At 66.2% G+C, this 20035-nt stretch carries 18 protein-coding genes; 8 read left to right on the forward strand and 10 right to left on the reverse strand.

Annotation, left to right across the window (positions count from 1 at the left end; all coding sequences use genetic code 11):
- Nucleotides 1–19: 19 nt before the first annotated feature.
- Nucleotides 20–646 (forward strand): hypothetical protein, encoded by a 627-nt coding sequence (locus ACFJGT_RS15050; protein ID WP_377838784.1) that lies wholly within the window; start codon nt 20–22, stop codon nt 644–646.
- Here ACFJGT_RS15050 and ACFJGT_RS15055 read toward each other — a convergent pair.
- Complete coding sequence (locus tag ACFJGT_RS15055; protein ID WP_377838785.1) at nt 621–1466, reverse strand: AAA family ATPase; 846 nt, start codon at nt 1464–1466, stop codon at nt 621–623. The genes ACFJGT_RS15050 and ACFJGT_RS15055 overlap by 26 nt on opposite strands.
- Nucleotides 1467–1683: 217 nt before the next feature.
- On the opposite strand from ACFJGT_RS15055, the gene ACFJGT_RS15060 reads away from it, so the two are divergent.
- Entirely contained in the window at nt 1684–3477 is a 1794-nt protein-coding gene (locus ACFJGT_RS15060) for a cation:proton antiporter (RefSeq protein ID WP_377838786.1), read from the forward strand.
- On the opposite strand, the gene ACFJGT_RS15065 is transcribed toward ACFJGT_RS15060, so the two are convergent.
- Both ACFJGT_RS15065 and ACFJGT_RS15070 read right to left on the reverse strand, forming a co-directional pair.
- Nucleotides 3413–4513 (reverse strand): glycosyltransferase family 4 protein, encoded by a 1101-nt coding sequence (locus ACFJGT_RS15065; RefSeq protein WP_377838787.1) that lies wholly within the window; start codon nt 4511–4513, stop codon nt 3413–3415. The two genes, ACFJGT_RS15060 and ACFJGT_RS15065, sit on opposite strands and share 65 nt — an antisense overlap.
- Nucleotides 4513–5343, reverse strand: a complete 831-nt coding sequence (locus ACFJGT_RS15070) for a UDP-2,3-diacylglucosamine diphosphatase (RefSeq protein ID WP_377838788.1) — start codon at nt 5341–5343, stop codon at nt 4513–4515. The genes ACFJGT_RS15065 and ACFJGT_RS15070 overlap by 1 nt, the downstream gene beginning before the upstream one ends.
- Before the next feature lie 129 nt (nt 5344–5472).
- Here ACFJGT_RS15070 and ACFJGT_RS15075 point away from each other — a divergent pair, with 129 nt between their 5' ends.
- The 4 genes from ACFJGT_RS15075 to ACFJGT_RS15090 all read left to right on the forward strand — a co-directional run bounded on the left by ACFJGT_RS15075 (nt 5473) and on the right by ACFJGT_RS15090 (nt 8727).
- Nucleotides 5473–6252: an SDR family oxidoreductase gene (locus ACFJGT_RS15075; RefSeq protein ID WP_377838789.1), complete on the forward strand. Its 780-nt coding sequence runs from the start codon at nt 5473–5475 to the stop codon at nt 6250–6252.
- 121 nt (nt 6253–6373) lie between these two features.
- Nucleotides 6374–7297 (forward strand): DMT family transporter, encoded by a 924-nt coding sequence (locus ACFJGT_RS15080; protein ID WP_377838790.1) that lies wholly within the window; start codon nt 6374–6376, stop codon nt 7295–7297.
- Between the two features lie 99 nt (nt 7298–7396).
- Nucleotides 7397–8017, forward strand: coding sequence for a helix-turn-helix domain-containing protein (locus ACFJGT_RS15085; protein ID WP_377838791.1), 621 nt, complete (start codon nt 7397–7399; stop codon nt 8015–8017).
- A gap of 230 nt (nt 8018–8247) precedes the next feature.
- A complete protein-coding gene (locus ACFJGT_RS15090) occupies nt 8248–8727 on the forward strand; it encodes a hypothetical protein (RefSeq protein WP_377838792.1) in 480 nt (159 codons plus the stop codon).
- A 53-nt stretch (nt 8728–8780) separates the two neighbouring features.
- On the opposite strand, the gene ACFJGT_RS15095 is transcribed toward ACFJGT_RS15090, so the two are convergent.
- From ACFJGT_RS15095 to lysM, 6 genes are all read right to left on the reverse strand, one after another.
- Nucleotides 8781–9713: a c-type cytochrome gene (locus ACFJGT_RS15095; RefSeq protein WP_377848991.1), complete on the reverse strand. Its 933-nt coding sequence runs from the start codon at nt 9711–9713 to the stop codon at nt 8781–8783.
- Nucleotides 9714–9900: 187 nt separating this feature from the next.
- Nucleotides 9901–10332 (reverse strand): c-type cytochrome, encoded by a 432-nt coding sequence (locus tag ACFJGT_RS15100; protein WP_377838793.1) that lies wholly within the window; start codon nt 10330–10332, stop codon nt 9901–9903.
- 131 nt (nt 10333–10463) lie between these two features.
- Nucleotides 10464–12773 (reverse strand): xanthine dehydrogenase family protein molybdopterin-binding subunit, encoded by a 2310-nt coding sequence (locus ACFJGT_RS15105; protein WP_377838794.1) that lies wholly within the window; start codon nt 12771–12773, stop codon nt 10464–10466.
- Between the two features lie 260 nt (nt 12774–13033).
- Nucleotides 13034–13993 (reverse strand): YiiG family protein, encoded by a 960-nt coding sequence (locus ACFJGT_RS15110; RefSeq protein WP_377838795.1) that lies wholly within the window; start codon nt 13991–13993, stop codon nt 13034–13036.
- A 54-nt stretch (nt 13994–14047) separates the two neighbouring features.
- Nucleotides 14048–14365 (reverse strand): rhodanese-like domain-containing protein, encoded by a 318-nt coding sequence (locus tag ACFJGT_RS15115; RefSeq protein ID WP_377838796.1) that lies wholly within the window; start codon nt 14363–14365, stop codon nt 14048–14050.
- Nucleotides 14366–14511: 146 nt separating this feature from the next.
- Nucleotides 14512–14952, reverse strand: coding sequence for a peptidoglycan-binding protein LysM (gene lysM, locus ACFJGT_RS15120; protein WP_377838797.1), 441 nt, complete (start codon nt 14950–14952; stop codon nt 14512–14514).
- Nucleotides 14953–15131: 179 nt separating this feature from the next.
- Here lysM and ACFJGT_RS15125 point away from each other — a divergent pair, with 179 nt between their 5' ends.
- Together ACFJGT_RS15125 and ACFJGT_RS15130 are read left to right on the forward strand one after the other, a co-directional pair.
- Nucleotides 15132–15560 (forward strand): heme-binding protein, encoded by a 429-nt coding sequence (locus ACFJGT_RS15125; protein WP_377838798.1) that lies wholly within the window; start codon nt 15132–15134, stop codon nt 15558–15560.
- Between the two features lie 157 nt (nt 15561–15717).
- Nucleotides 15718–16779 carry an NAD(P)/FAD-dependent oxidoreductase gene (locus ACFJGT_RS15130; RefSeq protein WP_377838799.1) on the forward strand — a complete coding sequence of 354 codons (1062 nt, stop codon included), beginning with the start codon at nt 15718–15720 and terminating at the stop codon, nt 16777–16779.
- A gap of 447 nt (nt 16780–17226) precedes the next feature.
- On the opposite strand, the gene ACFJGT_RS15135 is transcribed toward ACFJGT_RS15130, so the two are convergent.
- On the reverse strand, nt 17227–19722 hold the full coding sequence (locus ACFJGT_RS15135; protein WP_377838800.1) for a hypothetical protein: 2496 nt from the start codon (nt 19720–19722) through the stop codon (nt 17227–17229).
- Between the last annotated feature and the right edge of the window lie 313 nt (nt 19723–20035).

The following is a 20035-nucleotide window of genomic DNA, read 5'->3' on the forward strand; positions in this document are numbered from 1 at the left end:
TCAACCTCGAAGAGATCCCATGCGTCTCGCTCCACCGGTTTGCCTTCTCCTTGCCGGCTTTCTCACCGGTTGCGGTCATGTTCCGCTGACCTCGCTGCCGAAATTGGCGAAGATCGACATCAAGACGACGGACCTCGCGCAGCTCCGCGCCGGTATCAACCTGCCGGCCGATATTCGCCCGCTCCCGGGCGGGGTCACCATGACGATCACGGCCTTGCCCAAGGATGGCGGCCGTCACGAGCGCAAGGTCGTTTTGGAGGAGGTCCGCGACGCGGCCGATCTCGCCTCGCTGCCGGTGCTGACCGCGCCGGGGCGGCGGTTCACGCTGTTCAAGCTGAGTTCCGCAGACGTGGCGCGCCTCGGGGCCTTCCGCGAGGAAATGTTCGTCGGCCCGCAGCAAAGCGGTAATCGGGGCAGCCTTTCGCTCGGCGCGGACAAGGCCTGCCGGATCGGCGAGCTCTCGCCCAGGCCGATCACCATGACGGGCTATCTCAGGACCTCCGAGACACAGGACTATGTCCTGCTGATGCGCGACTTCGACCTCACCGAGGCCGTGCGCGCCGTTGATCCCAAGGTGGATCTTGCCACGGCGATCCCGCCCTGCGACCCGGCAGCCAGCCTCACCGGCTCTCGCGGCGCGCCATGAAGGCGAGCTTCTCGAACAGCGAGACGTCCTGCTCGTTCTTCAGCAGCGCCCCGTGCAGCGGCGGAATCAGCTTGCGCGGATCGCGCTCGCGCAGCACCTCCGGCCCGATATCCTCGGCGACAAGCAGCTTCAGCCAGTCGAGCAGTTCGGAGGTCGAGGGCTTCTTCTTGATGCCGGGCACCTCGCGCACCTCGAAGAAGAGGCGCAGCGCCTCTTCCATCAGGCGCTTCTTGATGCCGGGGAAATGCACCTCGACGATCGCCTGCATCGTCTCGGCATCGGGGAAGCGGATATAGTGGAAGAAGCAGCGGCGCAGGAACGCGTCCGGCAGTTCCTTCTCGTTGTTGGAGGTGATGATCATCACCGGCCGCTGCGCCGCCTTGATCGTCTCCCCGGTCTCGTAGACATGGAATTCCATGCGGTCGAGCTCGAGCAGCAGGTCGTTCGGGAATTCGATATCGGCCTTGTCGATCTCGTCGATCAGCAGCACCGGGCGCACAGGCGCGACGAAGGCGTCCCAGAGCTTGCCGCGCTTGATGTAGTTGGCGATGTCGGAGACGCGGGGGTCTCCGAGCTGGCTGTCGCGCAGGCGGCTCACGGCATCGTATTCGTAGAGGCCCTGCTGTGCCTTGGTCGTCGACTTGATGTGCCAGGTGATCAGCGGGGCGCCGAGCGCCGCCGCGACCTCCTCGGCCAGCACCGTCTTGCCGGTGCCGGGCTCGCCCTTCACCAGCAGCGGACGTTCCAGCCGGATCGCGGCATTGACGGCGACGGTGAGATCCTCGGTCGCGACGTAGTTTTCGGTGCCGGCAAAACGCATGGACTGTCCTTCTGAGCCAATGGCGAGACGCTAACCCATCCCTCGCCACCGCGGAAACCGCTTTTTCGCCAAACGCGCCCGAGCAGCCACACCTAAAGGCTCGCGCCGCAAGGCAAATTTCTGCCCGCCATGACGATTCCAAGGTTGTGCTGCGCCGCCGCAAACCGCAAGAATTGCCGACGCATCCCGCAAGCCCCCGAATCGCAAGGTCAGCCCTTTGGCCGGAACAGTCGACCCTTCCGTCTACAAGGACGCTGTCGTCGTGCTCGCGACGGCGGGCGTTATCGTGCCGCTGGCCAAGAGCCTCAAGATCAACTCGATCATCGCCTTCGTCGCCTGCGGCGCCCTGCTCGGCCCCTTCGGCCTCGGTGGGCTGGTCTCCACGATTCCGCTGCTGAGCACGATCACCGTCTCGAATGCCGAGGCGCTGGCCGGCCCCGCCGAACTCGGCGTCGCCTTCCTGCTCTTCGTCATCGGCCTGGAGCTCTCCTTCGAGCGTCTGATGACGATGAAGCGCCTCGTCTTCGGGCTCGGCCTCGGCCAGGTCGGACTCTGCGCCGCCGCGATCGGGCTGGTCGCCTATGGGCTCGGCCAGCCGGCGGCAGCCTCGCTCATCATCGGCTTCGGCCTCGCGCTGTCTTCGACCGCCATGGTCGTCGAATTGCTGGCAGCGAAGAAGCGGATGACGACCTCGGCCGGCCGCTCCAGCTTCGCGATCCTGCTCTGCCAGGATCTCGCCGTCATTCCGCTGCTCTTCCTGATCAGCGTGCTCGATGCGCAGAACGGCTCCGGCTCGCTGCTCGCCGGCCTCGCGCAGGCCTTCATCCAGGCCTTCGCGGCGATCGCGACCATTGTCGTTATCGGCCGTCTGGGTTTGCGCCCGCTGTTCCGGCTGGTCGCCTCGACCGATTCGACAGAGAGCTTCATGGCGGCGACTCTGCTGACGGCGCTCGGCACCGGCCTGATCGCGGCAGCGGCCGGCCTCTCGATGGGCTTGGGAGCCTTCATCGCCGGGCTGCTGCTGGCGGAGACGGAGTTCCGCCGTGCGATCGAGGTCACGATCGACCCGTTCAAGTCGCTGCTGATCGGCGTCTTCTTCATCACCGTCGGCATGGGCGTGAACCCGGCCGATATCGCGGCTCATCCGTTTGCGATCCTTGGAGGCGCCGCGGGGCTCATCCTGGTCAAGGGCGCCATCATCTTCGGGCTCGCGCGCCGTTTCCGGCTGGCGACGGCCACCGCGCTCGAAACCGCGATCCTGGTTGCCCCCGGAGGCGAATTCGCCTTCGTGCTGCTCAACGCCGCGACCGGCGCCAAATTGATCGACCCCGGGGCCACCAGCATCGTGCTCGCCGCCGTCTCGCTGACCATGGTCGCCTTGCCGCTGCTGGCGCGGATCGCGCGCAATCTTGCCCTGAAGCTCGCCGCGCCCGTTACGCTTCCCGATGAAGCCGCCGTGCTGCCGCCGGACGACCGGACGGCCCGCGCCATCGTCGTCGGCGGTGGACGCGTCGGCCGCCTCGTCGGCTCGATGCTGGACGAGCATGGCAAGTCCCATATCGTCATCGACTCCGATGCCTCGCTGATCACGGCGCAGCGCCGCGCCGGACGCCCGGCCTATTACGGCGATGCGACCAAGCCCGAATTCCTGCGTCTCTGCGGCCTGGAGGAAGCGACGGCGCTGATCGTGACGATCGACAATCCCCGCGCCGTCGATGCCATCGTTCTCGCGGCTCGCTCGCTCAGGCCCGATATCGTCATCGTCGCCCGTGCGCGCGACGCCACCCATGCCCGCCATCTCTACGAGATCGGCGTCAACGACGCGGTGCCGGAGACGATCGAAGCCAGCCTGCAATTGTCGGAAGCCGCCCTCGTCGGGCTCGGCGTGCCGATGGGCCTCGTCATCGCCTCGGTCCACGAGCGGCGCGACGGTTTCCGTGCTCAGCTCAAGCCGTCAGGTGCCGCGGCAGCCCGCGCCCTTCCCCGCCACTCGCGCTCGCGAAGGCTGTAAGCGCGGCCTCCGGCTCGCGCGGGAAATAACCGGCCTCGCGCGCCACGCGCCGGATATGGCCGTAGAACTGCGCCGCGCTCGCCGCCCAGCTATGGCGTGCCGCCAATTCCAGGCAGGCCTCGCGCGGGACTCTCAGCGCCTGCATCGCGGCGCTGCGCAGGTCCTCGTCCAGCACCGCCGCTCCGCTGCCGGCGAAGACATCGCGCGGGCCCTGCACCGGGAAGGCTGCGACCGGCAATCCGCTCGCGGCAGCTTCCAGCAGCACGATGCCAAAGGTGTCGGTCAGGCTCGGGAAGACGAAGACATCCGAGGATGCATAGATACCGGCAAGCTCCTCGCCCTCCTTCAGGCCGAGGAACCGGGCCTCGGGAAAGGCGCGTTCGAGATCGGCCCGCGCCGGCCCGTCGCCGACCACGACCTTGCTGCCGGGCAGCTTGAGGGACAGGAAGGCCTCGACATTCTTCTCGACCGCGACGCGCCCGACATAGAGGAAGATCGGCCGCGGCAGATCGAGCAGGCTCTGCGGACGCGGATGGAACAGGCTGAGATCGACGCCGCGCCCCCAGCGCACCAGCTTCTCGAAGCCGTGCTGGCGCAGTTCCTCCTCCACCGTCGCGGTCGAGACCATCACGGCCGCGGCAGGGCCGTGGAAACGGCGCAGCAGCCCGTAGCTCCAGCTTTCGGGGATCGGCCAGCGCGCCGCGATATATTGCGGAAAGCGCGTGTGATAGCTCGTCGTGAAAGGCCGCTTCTGGGCAAGGCAGACCGCCCGCATCAGCCAGCCGATCGGGCCTTCGGTCGCGATATGGATATGATCCGGCGCGAAAGCGGCAACGCGGGCCGCGAGCGCCCGGCGCGTCGCCAGGGCGAGGCGGATATCGGGGTAGCTCGGCAGGCCGATCTGGTGGAACCCCTCCGGCGTCAGCGCCTGCGCCGTCACGCCGAACCCCGGCGCCGCCGCGATCATCTGCTCCAGCGAGCGCACGACGCCGTTGACCTGCGGCCGCCAGGCATCGGTCGCGACCAGCACGCGCATTACGCCGCCTCGATCAGGTCCCGCACGGGAGCCGGCCGCGCCGGCACCGTGAGCGGTACGGCAGGCGTCGCCTTCAGCCGCCCCTGCGGCCAATGGATCAGCTCGAAGCGGCCATCCTCGTGCTCGACGAAGGCGGTGCAGCTTTCGACCCAGTCGCCGGTGTTGATATAGGTGAGCCCGTCGATCTCGCGATGGGCGGCATGGTGGATATGACCGCAGATCACGCCATCGGCCTCGTGCCGGCGCGCCTCGGCGGCAAGGCAGGTCTCGAATTCGCCGATATAGTTCACGGCGTTCTTGACCTTGTGCTTGGCCCAGGCCGAGAGCGACCAATGCGGCAGGTGCAGCCAGCGCCGCACCTTGTTCAGCGCCATGTTGAGCGCCAGCGCGAGCGTGTAGGCCCAGTCGCCCAGGAGCGCGAGCCATTTGGCGTTGCGCACGACGAGGTCGAACAGGTCGCCATGGATGACGAGCATGCGCTTGCCGTCGGCGGTTTCGTGGACGATCTCGTCGACCAGCGTGATGCCGCCGAACTGCAGGCCGGTGAAGTCACGCAGGAAATCGTCGTGATTGCCGGTGACGTAGATCAGCTTCGAGCCCTTGCGCACCTTGCGCAGCAGCTTCTGGATCACGTCGTTATGCGTCTGCGGGAAATACCAGCCGCTCTTCAGGCGCCAGCCGTCGATGATGTCGCCGACGAGATAGATCTGCGGCGCATCATAGGCGCGCAGGAACTCCAGCACGAGATCGGCCTGGGCTCCACGGGTGCCCAGGTGCAGATCCGAGATGAAGATGCTGCGAACCCGCTTGGTATCGTCCTCGTCGCTCATGCCGGAAAACCCCCTGCTGCTGCGATGCGAGGGCCGTGTGTCTGATTTGCGTTGCGCTTTGATGACGGCGCGGCCGATCCGTGCTCAGGGTAGAAGCATTGAACACCTCCCCGCTGATCGGAGACCACCATGGATCTGGGAATTGCCGGCCGCACGGCCATCATCTGCGCCTCCAGCAAGGGGCTGGGCCGCGGCTGCGCCGAGGCGCTGGCGCAGGCCGGCTGCACGGTCGTGATCAATGGCCGTGACGCCACCACGCTGGAAGCGACTGCCGCCGCGATCCGCGCCGCGACCGGCGCGACCGTGATCGCCGTCGTCGCCGACGTCTCGACCAAGGCCGGCCAGGACGCCCTGCTGGCGGCGGCGCCCAATCCCGACATCCTCGTCAACAACAATGGTGGCCCACCGCCTAAGCCTTTCCGCCAGGTAACGCGCGAGGGCCTGCTCGAAGGCGTCGTCCAGAACATGGCGACCCCGCTCGAGCTGGTGCAGCGCGTCATCGACGGCATGGTCGAGCGCGGCTTCGGTCGAATCATCAACATCACCTCGGCGAGCGTCGTGACCCCGTTGACCGGGCTCGACGTCTCCTCGGCCGCGCGCGCCGGCCTCACGGCCTTTCTTGCGGGCGTTGCCCGCGAGGTCGCGCATGCCAATGTCACCATCAACAACATCCTGCCCGGCGTGTTCGACACGGACCGGATCAAGACCGCCACCAACAAGGTCGCAGAGATGCAGGGCATCAGCATCGAGCAGGCCACGAAGAACCGGCTCGCCGCAGTTCCCGCCGGCCGCCTCGGCACGCCCGACGAGTTCGGCAAGCTCTGCGGTTTCGTCGCCAGCGCCCATGCCGGCTACATCACCGGCCAGAACTTCCTGATCGACGGCGGCGCCTTCCGCGGCACGTTCTGAGGCCGCTCCTACACCAATGGACTTGGCCGGGTTGCAGAGTTCACGCTTCGCATCCCGGCTTCGACATGATCTAAGAAGCGGACGGTTTCGCTCGAAACCGTCCCAGCTCTTCGGCCGCGCTTTGTCCCCTTTCCTCGGCATCACCCTCAAGCTGGTCTCGGCGCTGGCCTTCACGCTGATGTCGGCCGGGATCAAGTCGATTTCGACGCGCTATCCGACCGGCGAGATCGTCTTCATCCGCTCCTTCTTCGCGATGATTCCGCTGCTCATCTGGCTGGCCTGGCGCTCCGAGCTGCCTGCCGCCCTGAAGACCAGCAACCTGCGCGGCCATCTCAAGCGCGGCATCATGGGCTCGACCGGCATGTTCTGCGGCTTCGCCGCCCTGCAGTTCCTGCCGCTCTCGGAGGCCGTCGCCATCGGCTATGCCGCTCCATTGGCAGTCGTGGTGCTCGCCGCGCTCGTCCTGAAGGAACGGGTGCGCATCTATCGCTGGAGCGCGGTGACGATCGGCTTCGTCGGCGTGCTGATCATGCTCTCGCCGCATCTGGGCGCAGGCGCCCATCCGGTCGGCGGCAATGCCGCGCTGGGCGCCATGCTCGGGCTTGCCGGCGCCTTCTGCTCGGCCTTCGCCTCGGTCGAGGTCCGCCTGCTGACCGCGACAGAGCGGACCGGCGCGATCGTCTTCTATTTCATGCTGCTGACCAGCCTGCTCGGCCTCTCGACCATCCTGCTCGGCTGGAACATGCCCAGCCCGACCGACGCCGCGATGATGGTCCTGATCGGCATCCTCGGCGGCCTCGGCCAGATCCTGATTGTCCAGGCCTATCGCTATGGCGACGCTTCACTGATCGCGCCCTTCGAATACTCGACCATGCTCTGGGCGGTCGCGATCGGCTGGTTCTGGTTCGGCGAATGGCCCACTCTGGCGATCCTGATCGGCGCGACCATCGTCATCGCATCGGGAATCTACGTGATCCTGCGCGAGCACCAGCTCGGCCTCGCCCGCCGCGAGCAGCGCGAGGTCGGCCCCAGCCGCATGACCTGAGGACGAGCGAACCGCCGGCCCCGCGTCCGGCACAGTTCGCTTGTTCAAACGAACGTCCGCCGTTACAAACGACGTCACAGTCGAAAAGGGGCCGGTTGCATGGGAATCGAGACGAAAGAGCGCGGCGGGCGGGAGCTTGAATCCGGAGCTCAGGTCATCTCGGGCCAGCTCGGCAAGACGATCCAGCGCCTGCGCAAGGCCTATAATTTCTCGCTTTCCGATCTCGCCGAGCAATCCGGCGTCGCCAAGTCGATCATCAGCCAGATCGAGCGCAACGAGACCAACCCGACGCTGGCGACGATCTGGCGGCTGTCGCAGGCGCTCGACATCTCGATCGAGCGCGTCCTCTCCAGCGGCGAGGAAGAGCCTTTCATCGACAAGACCACCCGCGCCGACACCCCAATCCTCGTCTCCGAGGACGGCAAGCTGCGCCTCGCCATCGTCGGCTGGATCAAGACGGTCGAGTGGCTGCAATGGTACGAGGTCAGCGCCGAGCCCGGCGGCGAACTTGATTCCGAGGGCCACCAGCGGGGCTCTATCGAATCGCTCTCGGTGACCTCGGGCGAATTCGAGGTCGAGGTCGGCGACATCGTCCAGCGCGCCAAGGCCGGCGAGACCCTGCGCTATCGCTGCGACCGCCGCCATGTCGTCCGCTGCGTCGGCAACGAACCCGGAACCGCCCTGATGGTCTGCATCCTCAAGGCGGCGGTGATGGAATAGGCGCAGGCTGCAAGGCCGGGCAGAGATCCTGCAGCACCGAAACCTCGTCCTGCCGGAAGAAGCTTCGCTCAGCCGGGCTGAAAACTGCCGACATTACGCCCAAGCCGACGAAACGGTGAGCAGAGAAATGGTCCGCTCCCGCCCCATATGAGACGTTCGTCATGCGGTCGGCTTGACACTGTTGAACCAAATGAGAGGTTGGGCCGGATTAAGATGCCGCGAGAACCTCGATGCCCAAGTGGGTGGGTCGCACATCGCTTGCCGCGATGATTTCTCCGTTGCCGATACCTATCATCGCTATTGTAAGAGCGCGAACGGTAGGCTTCTCGTGGGAAGAATTGCCATCTGCGGCTCTAATTTTTCTCTCCATTAGCTATGGATTTGTTGTTATCATATGCCTTCCCGTGCATGCTTTGCTTCACAAGATGCGGGCATCGTCTCTTGTGATTTACATGACCGCCTGCTCGTTTGCGATCTTTTTACTTTTAGGTGCTGCCGGGGTTGTTGACGCAATCTACGGAGCCGAAATCGAAATCGCCCCGGATGATAATAGCCCGTTCGCTGGCTTTAGATTTTCAACGGGCGCACTTCTGGCGGGCCTGTTTCTTCTGCCGATCATATTTATCAACACGACACTATTTTGGCTGATCGCAGTGCGACTGCACCGACGCTGGACACGGAGTAAAGTTTCACCCGACCTCTTCAATTAGGTCGATTGGTCCCAGCGTCCGCTTCCGACCCGTAGCTGACACCGTTCTGCGCCTCACCCGCCACTCTGCGGCCGCACCGGCCCTTCGATCGCCGGCAGCGACTTCAGGTATTCCGCCATCGCCATGCGGTCGGCCTCGGGAAGCTGCGCGATGTTGCGCACCACCGACGCCATCGAGCCGCCGACACTGTCGAAGCTGGGTGTGAAGCCGGTCTTCAGGAGCTCGGCGATCTCCTCCGTCGACCATTTGGCCAGCCCCTTCTCGGACTGGGTGATGTTCGGCACCCAGCCCTTGCCCTCGGGGTCCGGCCCGCCGGCGAAGCGGGTCGCGGCAACGACTGCGCCAAGCGCGTTGCGGTTGGAATGGCACTCGGCGCAATGGCCGGGGCCGTTGACGAGATAGGCGCCACGGTTCCAGGCCTCGCTCTTGCTTGGATCAGGCCGGAACGGAGCGCGCTCGAAGAACAGGAGCTTCCAGCCGCCGACGACCCGGCGGATGTTGAACGGGAAGCGCAGGTCATGCGGCACAGCCTTGCCCTCGACCGGCGGCAATGTGCGGATATAGGCGAAGAGATCGGCCAGCGCCTTCGGCGGCATCAGCCGGTAGGAGGTATAGGGGAAGGACGGATAGAGATGCTGACCGGAGGGCGAGACACCCGCTGCCATCGCGTCGACGAAATCCTGCACACCCCAATTGCCGATGCCATCGCGCGTATGCGGCGAGATGTTCGGCGCATGGAAGGTACCGAAGGGCGATTCCAGTGCGAGCCCGCCGCCGAGCCGGAGCTTGTCGTCCTGCCCGGGCGTCGCGTGGCAGGAGGTGCAGCCACCGGCCGCAAACAGCACCTTGCCGTTCTCGACATCCGCCGCCGGCAGCGCCCCGATCTCCGGCGAGGGAGAGACCACGCGCGGATCGGTCAGCACGTAGAAGCCCGCGAACCCGACGATCGCCAGCAGCACGAGGGTCACGAAAAGGCGGCGCAGCAGCAGCATCGAGGTCTCCCGTCGGCAGGACGACAGATTGGACGGGCCGGCCTCGCATCGGCAACCCTGAAAACGCAGCAATTCCAAACTGGCCCGTTTCCAACGCCGTTTGTCGGCGAAAGCTCCCGCGCCCACGAAAAAGCGGGCGGCCATCGCTGGCGCCCGCTTCCAGAGTCGGCGGTGAAGCCGATCACTTCTTGATGCGATAGACCTCGTGGCAGGTGCCGCAATTCTTCGTCGCCGCGCCGAAGGCAGTGCGGAAACCCTCGAGATTGGCAACGGTCGCGCCGGCAGTCGCATCGGTCTCGAACTTGGCGAAGGCGGCCTTGAACCCGGCCTGATCCTCCCAGATCTTCGGAGCGGCCGTGGTCTCGCCGCCGGTCTTCGACGTGTCGGGGAACAGGGCCGGCATCTTCTTCGCCGCATCGGCATAGGTCTTGAAGATCGCCTGCGCCTTCGCCGCGTCGAAAGCGGCTTCGCCCTTCGCCATTGCAGCGCCATCGCGCGTCGCCGCGCCGACCGCCTTCATCGCCTCCTTGCGCTCCGCGATCGGGTTCGACTGCGCCATTACGGCGGTGAGGCCAAGACCGAGGCCGGCAAGAACGAGAGCGGTGCGGATCATTCAGTTCCCCTCATAGACACGTCCGCGCCATCAGGCGCTGTTTTGAACTTGTCCAGATCAAACGATGATCGCGACGTAAGCTAGTCGCTTTTGCGTGAGCGGGCCTGCAAACGCGCAAGCTCGCCCTTGCATCAAAGCGGATACCCCGCCTCCTTCAGCGCCGTGAAGACCTTGAGCGGCGTCGCCGGCATGTCCATGGCCTTGATGCCCGCCGCCCGGTCGAGCGCATCGACCATCGCGTTCATCACCGCCGGACAGGCGCCGATCGCGCCGGCCTCGCCCGCGCCCTTCACGCCGATGGCGTTGGTCAGGCAGCGGACATTGCGCGTCTCGAAATGGAAGTTCGGGATATCGATGGCGCGCGGCAGGGCGTAATCCATGAAGGTCGCGGTCAGCATCTGCCCGTCCGGATCGAAGCGGATCTCCTCCATCAGCGCCTGGCCGATGCCCTGGGCCGAGCCGCCATGGACCTGGCCCTGCAGCATCAGCGGGTTCAGCGTCACGCCGAAATCGTCGACCACGACATAGTTGAGGATCTCCGTGCCGCCGGTGCCGGGATCGATCTCCAGCTCGCAGACATGGGTGCCGTTCGGATAGGTCGCCTCCGGCGGCTGCCAGCTCTGGTGCACCTTGAGCAGGGCCGGCGTCGCGCCCGGCAGCGCCGCGATCGCGGCAAGGTCGAGCGACTTGTCGGTGCCGACGATGCGGACGGCTCCATCGACGACCTCGAGATCACCGATCGCCGCTTCGAGCTTCTCGGAGGCGAGCTGCTTCAGGTTGTCGGTCAGGATGCCCGTCGCCTTGTCGAGCGCGGCGCCTCCCACCGGAATCGAGCGCGAGCCGCCGGTGCCGGAGCCGGTCTCGACCCGGTCGGTATCGCCCTGCACGACGCGGATGCGGTCCATCGGAATGTCGAGATGCTGCGAGACGAGCTGCGAATAGGCTGTCTCATGCCCCTGCCCGTTCGACTGCGTGCCGATCAGCACTGTGACGGTGCCGTCCTTCTCCAGGATCACGGTCGAGCTCTCCGGGCCGCCGCCGCCGCAGGCCTCGATATAGCTGGCCATGCCGATGCCGCGGATCTTGCCGGCCTTGGCCGAGGCCTTCTGGCGGGCCTTGAAGCCCTTCCAGTCGGCGACGTCCATCGCATGGCGCATATGGCCCTCGAACTCGCCGGAATCGTAGACCGGGCCGGTCTGCGTCTTGTGCGGCATCTCCGTCGGCTTGACGAAGTTCTGCGCGCGCACCGCGTCCGGCGTCTTGCCGGTCTCGCGGGCGATCGCATCGACCAGCCGCTCGATCAGATAGGCCGCCTCGGGACGACCCGCGCCGCGATAGGCATCGACCGGCGTGGTGTGGGTGAGCACGCCCCGGAACACGACATGCACGGCCGGGATATTGTAGCAGCCCGGCGTCATCGTGGTGCCGACCCAGGGGATGAAGGGCCCATATTGCGAGAGCCAGGCGCCCATCTCGGCCGAGAGATCGACCTTGAGGCCGATGAACCTGCCCTTGGCGTCGAGCGCCATCGTCGCCGTCGCGAGATTGGCGCGGCCATGCGTGTCGGCGAGGAAATGCTCGTTGCGATCGGCGACCCAGCGCACCGGGCGCTTCAGCTTCTCCGCCGCGATCATCGCCAGCGGATATTCGCGATAGAGGAAGATCTTGGTGCCGAAGCCGCCGCCGACATCCGGCGTCACCACGCGGATGCGCTTGGGATCGACCTTGAGCACATAGGTCGCGATCAGGTCGCGCATGCCATGGCTGCCCTGGCTGCCCAGCGTCAGGGTCCAGCGCTTGTCGGCCTTGTCGTATTCGGCGATGCAGGCGCGCGTCTCCATGTAGTTGGAGGCGAGCCGGTTGTTGACGACGGTCAGCGAGACGGTGCGCGCCGCCTTGGCGAAGGCCTTCTCGGTCCTCTCGCGATCGCCCTGCTCCGCTTCGAAGGCGACGTTGCCCGCGCGATCCGGCCAGACCTGCGGCGCGCCCTTTTCCAGCGCCTCGGCGATGCCGGTCACGGCCGGCAGCGGGTCCCAGTCGATGGCGATGGCCTCGGCCGCGTCGCGCGCCTGCGCCAATGTCTCCGCGACGATGAAGGCGACGGCCTCGCCGACATGGCGGACCGTATCGGTGGGCAGCACCGGAACCGGCAGCGATTGCGACATCTCGCCGGAGGTCGTCTTCACATGGCCCTTGCAGGGCAGATCGCCGTACTGGGACACGTCGGCCGCGGTCAGGATGAGCTTGACGCCCTTCATCTTCCGCGCGGTTTCCACGTCGGCGACGACGAAGCGGGCATGGGCGTAAGGGGAGCGCAGCACGAAGGCGTGCAAGGCTCCCTCAGCGGCGATGTCGTCCGTATAGCGGCCGGTGCCGGTGGTCAGACGTTGATCCTCGACCCGCCGCACCGGCTGGCCGAAACCGAATTTCATGGGACGCATGAGGCATATCCTCAGTTGGGTCTGAAAGCCGATCCGGAAGCTGCCGAGCCCTCATCCTGAGGAGCAAGCCGGAGGCTTGCGTCTCGAAGGATGCTCCAGATGGTTCCGGAGCCTCCTGAAGCATCCTTCGAGACGCCGCTGACGCGGCTCCTCAGGATGAGGTCTTCTTCCAAACAGTCTAATGAAAGACTGAAGCAGAAATCACGCCACGTCAGCCCCCGGCACGCGGCGCGCCGGGGTGCGTCCGGTGCATTGCGCGGTCAGCGCGACATGCGCACCGCTGTCTCCGAGAGCGAGACCATGGTGTTGTAGTTGTTGACGATCCAGTTGGCGTCATTGGCCGCGCCGCGCCGGACATCGCCCTTGCTCTTGGCAAGCTTGTCGCTGAAATCGCGCAGCTTGCCGAGCCAGGAGCTGGCCTGGCTCTCGATGAACGGCACGCCCTTGGGGTCCTTGTCCTTGAACGCATCCATCTCGCGGACCGCGCCGGCATAATCGGCGACCGCGGCGTTGAAGACCTTGAGATCGACGATCGGGCTCTCGTTGCTCGGCATCAGGTCCATGACGGCGCGCGCGTTGATCATGATGTTGCGCACCTGCCACCGGGCCGACTTGCCCTCGCGCTGCTCGACCGAGGCGAGTTCGCGCTGGTCGAGACCGCGCTTGTAGACGCGCATCAGCGCATCGAGCTTGGAGCGCTCCTCCAGGAAGGTCTTGGCCGCCGGCACCATCAGTGCATGCAGCTTCTGGCCCTCGGCGAGATTGTCGTCGCGATAATCCTTGCGGTCGTAATAGCGCTCCGCCTTGGTGATCAGCGGCGCCAGCTCCTGATAGGCCTTGATGTAGCGGCCCATGGTCTCGTCGATCGCCGGCAGCTTGGGCTCGCGGGCCATCGCCTCTTCGGCCTTCTTGATCTCGCCGGCGACGTCATAAAGGCTGTAGAGCCCATAGGTGATGTAGCGCTCCTTGCCGGTCGGGCCCTTCTTCATGTCGACCCAGCTGCCATAGCGCTCCCAGGACTGGATCGCCCGCAGTGTGCGGTTCATCAATCCGGTATAGGCATTCGACTTGGTGATCGCGGCCTGGAGGTCGTCATCGGCAGCCTTGCTGGCGCTGCCGGCCGGCATCGTCGCCACGCCTTGCGCCCAGCCGGCGTTGGGAGCGGCCAGAAGGAGCGCGGCGGCGCAGGCGGCACTGTAGAAGAAAGCGCGGGTCAGCATGGTCTTTATCCTTAGTCTTGCAAGCGGCGCGGGGCGCGGATCGGGCTTGAGCCCTCAATCCTGCGTCACCGGCTCGCCATGCATCAGCCAGTCCTTGAAGCCGCCGGCATAATGGCTGTCGATATCGAGCCCGGCCGATTGCGCGAATTCGAGCGCGCGCCGCGAGCGCACGCCCGCCGCGCAGGAGAGCACGATGCGCTTGCCCGGCTCGTTCGGCAGATCGGCGGGATCGAATTGCGACAGCGGCCGCGACACCGAGCCCGGAATATGGCCGGCGGCGAACTCATAGGGCTCGCGCACGTCGACCAGCAGGATGGAGCCGTCACCCAGGCCCGCCTTGACGGCGTCGATATCGAGGTCGTTCACGATCATGGGCAAGCGTCCCCAGCTCGGTCGGGCGAGCCGTTGAGATAAGTCGGCAATCGCACAGGCGCCACCGTTCGGACGCGCCTTGCGATGCCAAAAACGAAAAGCAGCCGCGAGCCCAAGGCGCACGGCTGCCTTCTAGCTGAAAGCCCTCAGGCCTTCGGCGGAATGCGCAGGACCCAGCCCGGCAGGATCAGGTCGGGATTCTTGACCGGCGGCGTGTTGGCCTTGACGATCTCGGTGTATTTCGCGCCCTGGCCCTTGCCGTAATGCTCCTCGGCGATCTTCCAGAGCGTGTCGCCCTTCTTCACCGTGTAGAACACCGCCGCAGCGGCTTCCTTGGTCACGGCGAGATCGGACTCGACCTGGGCGACGCCCGTGGTGTTGCCGAGCGCGAGAATGATCTTCTCCGCCTCTTCCGTCGAAACCGCCTTGCCGGAGACCTTCACCTTGTCGCCATCGATCTGGATGTTGACGTCGGAAGGCAGGCCGTGTCCGGCGAGTTCCTTCTGCAGAGCGTCGGCGGTCGCCGCCTGAGCCGAGCCGCCGAAGATCTTGGCGCCGGCATCCTTGATGAAACTAAACAGACCCATGAGTAAAACCTCCGCGTGTCGCGGCGCTATCAAGCCCTGTCGGGCGCCCCTATGCAAGTCGGCATGGAAAAGGTGTTTTGCTTGCCGGCCAGCACCGATTGCGAAAAGCGCGCCCGAACGGCCTTTCCTGCGCCGCCTACGGCTGGCAAGAACGTCGCAGACGAAAGCGGAGTTTTCCCATGCTGACCCTCGCCCAGGCCCAGACCATCCTCCAGACAGCGCTCGGCCATGCCGAATCGAACGGCTTCAAGCCGCTCGCCATCGCCGTGCTCGATGCCCGCGGGTCGCAGAAGGCTTTCGCCGCGCAGGACGGCACCAGCCTGAGGCGCGGCGAGATCGCACTCGGCAAGGCGCATGGCGCAGTTGCGCTCGGCGTCGGCTCGCGCGCGATCCACAAGATGGCGCTGGACCGGCCCTATTTCGTCGAGGCGGCGACCCATGCCGTCGGCGGTTCGCTGGTGCCGGTCCCCGGCGGCGTGCTGATCCGCTCGCCCGAGGGCGCGCTGCTGGGCGCGGTCGGCATCTCCGGCGACACCTCCGACAATGACGAGGCCGCCGCCTGCGCCGGCATCGCGGCCGCCGGGCTCAAGGCCGATACGGGAGCCTGAAAACACTCCGGCGATCGGGAAAAAGAGAAGGCTCTTCCCCCTCCCCGGTCGCCGCGCCAATTTCGCACTTTGCACTTGCCAACCGGCCTTCGAAGCCTCATGTCCTCCGCGCGAGTTCGTTAAATCGGACAGTTTGGACCGGCTCGAAGGTAGAATCATGAGCGACGCGGCTGCCGCCAACGAAAACGAAGTCATCACCACCGACGTCGTCATCGTCGGTGCCGGCCCCTGCGGTCTCTTCGCCGTTTTCGAGCTCGGCCTGCTCGACATCCGCGCCCATCTCGTCGACATCCTGCCGAAGGTCGGCGGGCAATGCGCGGAGCTCTATCCGGAGAAGCCGATCTACGACATCCCGGGCTTTCCGATGGTCACCGGCCAGGCGCTGGTCGACAACCTGCTGGAGCAGATCAAGCCCTTCGGGCCGACCTTCCACCTCAACCAGATGATCGAGGCCGTCGAGCCGACCGGCACCACTGATGCACCGCGCTTCCGCGTCACCACCGATGCCGGCACCGTCTTCGACACCAAGACCGTGATCATCGCCGCCGGCGGCGGCTCCTTTCAGCCGAAGAAGCCGCCGATCCCCGGCATCGAGGCCTATGAGGCCGGCTCGGTCTTCTATGCCGTGCGCAAGATGGAGGCCTTCCGCGGCCGAAACATCCTGATCGTCGGCGGCGGCGATTCCGCGCTCGACTGGACGCTGAACCTCCAGCCCATCGCCAACCGCGTCACGCTGATGCATCGCCGCGACGATTTCCGCGCCGCGCCGCATTCGGTCGAGCAGATGCGCGCCCTCGTCGCTGACGGCAAGATGGACATGAAGCTCGGCCAGGTCACCGGCCTGAAGGGTGAGAACGGCAATCTGGAAGCGGTCGTCTGCCGCGGCACCGACAACGAACCCTTCGAGATCGCCTGCGATACGCTGCTGCCCTTCTTCGGCCTGACGATGAAGCTCGGCCCGATCGCCGACTGGGGCCTGAACCTCAATGAAAATCTTGTCCCGGTCGACACCGAGAAATTCGAGACCAGCGTGCCCGGCATCTTCGCCGTCGGCGACATCAACACCTATCCGGGCAAGCTCAAGCTCATCCTCTCGGGCTTCCACGAGGCGGCGCTCTGCGCCCAGAAGGTCCACCGCTACGTCTATCCGGAGAAGCGGCTGACCTTCCAGTACACGACCTCCTCGACCAGCCTGCAGAAGAAGCTCGGGGTCGCCTGAGCAAGTCTTTCTTGGGAAAAGCGTGTCATCCCGTGCGCGCTGCAGCGTGAAACGCTGCTGCGCAGACACGGGACCGCGTGCCGCTTGAGGCTCCCTTCCCAACGCCCTCCGCAAGGGCGCCTGTTCCGGGGAACGGTCCCGTGTCTGCGCAGCGGCATTCCATGCCGCAGCGCGCACGGGACGACAGCGCTATCTCGACGCGCTGACCGTAGGCCCGGTAAAGGGCCGCCTTCCGACAAGAGCAGGTGTCATCCCGTGCGCGCTGCAGCGTGAAACGCTGCTGCGCAGACACGGGACCGCGCGCCGCTCGAAGCTCCCTTCCCAACACCTCCACAAAGGTGCCTTTTCCGGGAAACGGTCCCGTGTCTGCGCAGCGGCATTTACATGCCGCAGCGCGCACGGGACGACAGCGTTTCCTTAAGAGCCGCGGCGCCTGCCGCGGCTTTTTCAATGCGCGACGGCGTCGCCGGGGATATGCGCTGCGGCGGTGCCGTTACGCGCCGCCGGGCCCTGGGCAGTACCCAGGCCCAGCGAATTGCGCACGCTCTCGGACGGGCCGGCCAGCTTCGGCATCTCGCCCGGCGCGGTCACGATCTGCGGCTCGTCATGGCGCGGCGCCGGCGGCAGCATGTCGTCCGGCTCCTGCGGCTCGATGCGCGCCCTGAGCTCGGCCAGCGCGCCCCAGAGCGGCTGGAAGCTGAAGCGCACCTTATGGGTGCCGGCCGGCACCTGCACGGCGCGGAACAGCACATTGGCCCGCAGGATCTCGGCCTCGACGCCGTCGACCTCGGCCTTCCACCAGGGATGCCAGATGTCGTTGAGCACGACGAAGCCGGCGACCGGGGTCGTGACCTCGATCTCGACCTGGGCGTTGCGATAGCGCGTCAGCTTGATCTCGGCCTGGGTGGCGACCGGTCCTTCCGGCGTCGGGACCGGCGGTTCGACATCGAGCAGAACGGCCTGGGTCGGGTCGGTTTCCGGCCAGTGACCCGAGAGCTTCATGCTCTCGAAATCGGCGAACTGCCAGCCGCCCACGAACTGCACGCGCGGCAGCGCCCGCGGGTTCTCGTAGACATAGCCCTGCTTGGTCCGGGCGATCAGGGTGAGGTCGCTCCCGCCGAGCGCGCGATCGACCTGCTCGATCGGCACCGGCGAGGCGATGTAGCGCAGCCCCAGCAGGTTCGCGAGCCGGCAGCGGTAGGACGGGAAGAGCGGCGTGAACTTGCGGTCCGCCGGCTTGGCGATGCCGTCGCCGGTGCCGACGGCCTCGGAGAAATCCTCCAGCCGCAGCGGGTTGTAGCCCAGCGTATGGTCGAAGCCATGGACCATGCCGGCATTCGGCCATTCGAAGCCCATGCCGAGCAGTTCCACCCGGTCGCGCCGCGGCGAGCCGTCTGGCTGCGAGGTCAACTGCTTCAGCAGCGCGATGGTGTCGTTCTTCGTGCGGGAATCCAGCACATCGTACATCTGCGGCGAGAGCGCAGTCGATTCGTTCGGACCGTTATTGACGCCGAGATCGGCCGCCACCACGCCCGTGACCAGGGCGGCCGCAGCCGCTGTGCCGAGCGCGCCACGCCAGCGCTGCAGGACGAAGAACGCCCCGCCCGCGAGCGCAAACCAACCCAGCGCCATCGCGACCGGCTTCCAGGCATCGGCGAGATGGCCCCAGCCGCGCGAGACAGCGAGCGCGAACACGATCGTGCCGAGGACCAGAGCCGCCCCGATCAGCATGTCGCGCCGGAACGAGGTTCCAGCCTCCGCCGTCAGGATGCGATGCAGCACATAGCCGGAGAGGATCGCCGCGATGCCGCCGATCAGGAAGGTCGCATCGGCCGGGCGGCGGAACTGCTTCACGCCCGGCAGATACTCATAGGTCAGGTGGAACAGCGGCGTGTAGCGCCCGAGCGCGAACAGCACCATGAAGACCAGCATCAGCGTCAGCGGGCGGACCGACCTGTCCCAGAGCCAGCCGCGCGTCAGGCCGGGCGCTAGCAGCAGCAGCAGCGGCAGCGCGCCGAAATAGACCTGCGCCATGTTCTGCGAGAGATAGAGCACCCGCGCATCGCCATAGGGACCCCAGAACTCGACGGCCGGATCCTTGGCGCCGTAGAGGTCGCCGACGAAGGCGGAGAGCAGTGACATCGGGTGCAGCGAGCCGCGCGCCGCGATGCCGAAATCGATTTCCGGCCGGGTCGTCGCCTCGGCGAAGAGCCAGGTCCAGATCAGCGGCATCGCGATGACCGCGACGCCGACGACGCTTGCGGCCGTAATCGGCAGCAGGCTCGCCTTGAAGGCAGGCCAGCCGCCGGAGATCCAGTGCGCCACGACCATCGCGACCAGCACATAGCCGGCGAGCAGCGCGACCTGGTCCGGCTCAAGCACCATCATGCCGGCCGCGAGGCCGGCGAAGACGCCCGAGAGGATCGAGGAACGCTGCAGCATCCGCGCCGTCAGCCAGAAGGCGATGGCGAAGAAGGCATAGCTCGCGATCTGGCCGACATGCTGGACGCGCCAGGCCGCCGAAGCGCCGAAGGCGAAGACCAGCGCCGCCATCAGCCCGCCGGCCGGGTGCCAGCCGCGATCGCGGAAGAACATCAGGAGTGCGAGCCCGCCCGCGAGCAGATGCGCCAGCACATAGGCATCGACCTCGCGGAAGCTCGGCTCCGGCGAGATCAGCGCGAGCAGGATCGCGGGCGAGAAGATCAGCGATTGCGGATCGGCGATCTGCGGCGAGCCGGCGAAAACGTGGTGGTTCCAGAACGGGGACTGGCCGGTATGGATCGCGTTGGCGAGGAACTGCACCTGCGCCTGGAAATGCGCCTTCGCGTCGAACGGAATCGTCACCGCCCCCGAAAGCCAGGGCCAGCACAGGATACCCCATGCCACGACGAAACCGATGGCCGCCAGCAGGTAGCCGGCGCCCCTTGCATCAACGCGTCTCAACTTGGACCCCCACGGTCCTCGGCACGAACGGTCCCGTTCTGGGATCCTGTCTCCAGCCCTGTCAGTGGCTGGACCATGGCGCTGCGTACCTGAACCGAATCTGAACGTAATCACGCCTCCGTGAACGAGGCTGATGACAGGCTGAAGAAAGCGGAAATGGGATGGGGGAAACGGCGGGGACCCGGGTGGGTGTCAGCCCCGACTCCCGTCATAAAGAACGCGGGTCATCCCGGACGGAGCGAAGCGGAGATCCGGGATCCATGCCTGAACTCTTATCGGAAGCGCTCAGGCATGGATCCCGGGTCAAGCCCGG

This window comes from Allobosea sp. UC22_33 (assembly GCF_042700715.1).
Lineage (GTDB): Bacteria > Pseudomonadota > Alphaproteobacteria > Rhizobiales > Beijerinckiaceae > Allobosea.

Coding starts and splice junctions, on each gene's coding strand:
- ACFJGT_RS15050 (WP_377838784.1), top strand. CDS start 20: ATGCGTCTCGCTCCACCGGTTTGCCTTCTCCTTGCCGGCTTTCTCACC.
- ACFJGT_RS15070 (WP_377838788.1), bottom strand. CDS start 5,343: ATGAGCGACGAGGACGATACCAAGCGGGTTCGCAGCATCTTCATCTCG.
- lysM (WP_377838797.1), bottom strand. CDS start 14,952: ATGGGTCTGTTTAGTTTCATCAAGGATGCCGGCGCCAAGATCTTCGGC.
- ACFJGT_RS15085 (WP_377838791.1), top strand. CDS start 7,397: ATGGGAATCGAGACGAAAGAGCGCGGCGGGCGGGAGCTTGAATCCGGA.
- ACFJGT_RS15075 (WP_377838789.1), top strand. CDS start 5,473: ATGGATCTGGGAATTGCCGGCCGCACGGCCATCATCTGCGCCTCCAGC.
- ACFJGT_RS15090 (WP_377838792.1), top strand. CDS start 8,248: ATGCCCAAGTGGGTGGGTCGCACATCGCTTGCCGCGATGATTTCTCCG.
- ACFJGT_RS15110 (WP_377838795.1), bottom strand. CDS start 13,993: ATGCTGACCCGCGCTTTCTTCTACAGTGCCGCCTGCGCCGCCGCGCTC.
- ACFJGT_RS15130 (WP_377838799.1), top strand. CDS start 15,718: ATGAGCGACGCGGCTGCCGCCAACGAAAACGAAGTCATCACCACCGAC.
- ACFJGT_RS15125 (WP_377838798.1), top strand. CDS start 15,132: ATGCTGACCCTCGCCCAGGCCCAGACCATCCTCCAGACAGCGCTCGGC.
- ACFJGT_RS15115 (WP_377838796.1), bottom strand. CDS start 14,365: ATGATCGTGAACGACCTCGATATCGACGCCGTCAAGGCGGGCCTGGGT.
- ACFJGT_RS15065 (WP_377838787.1), bottom strand. CDS start 4,513: ATGCGCGTGCTGGTCGCGACCGATGCCTGGCGGCCGCAGGTCAACGGC.
- ACFJGT_RS15055 (WP_377838785.1), bottom strand. CDS start 1,466: ATGCGTTTTGCCGGCACCGAAAACTACGTCGCGACCGAGGATCTCACC.
- ACFJGT_RS15100 (WP_377838793.1), bottom strand. CDS start 10,332: ATGATCCGCACCGCTCTCGTTCTTGCCGGCCTCGGTCTTGGCCTCACC.
- ACFJGT_RS15105 (WP_377838794.1), bottom strand. CDS start 12,773: ATGCGTCCCATGAAATTCGGTTTCGGCCAGCCGGTGCGGCGGGTCGAG.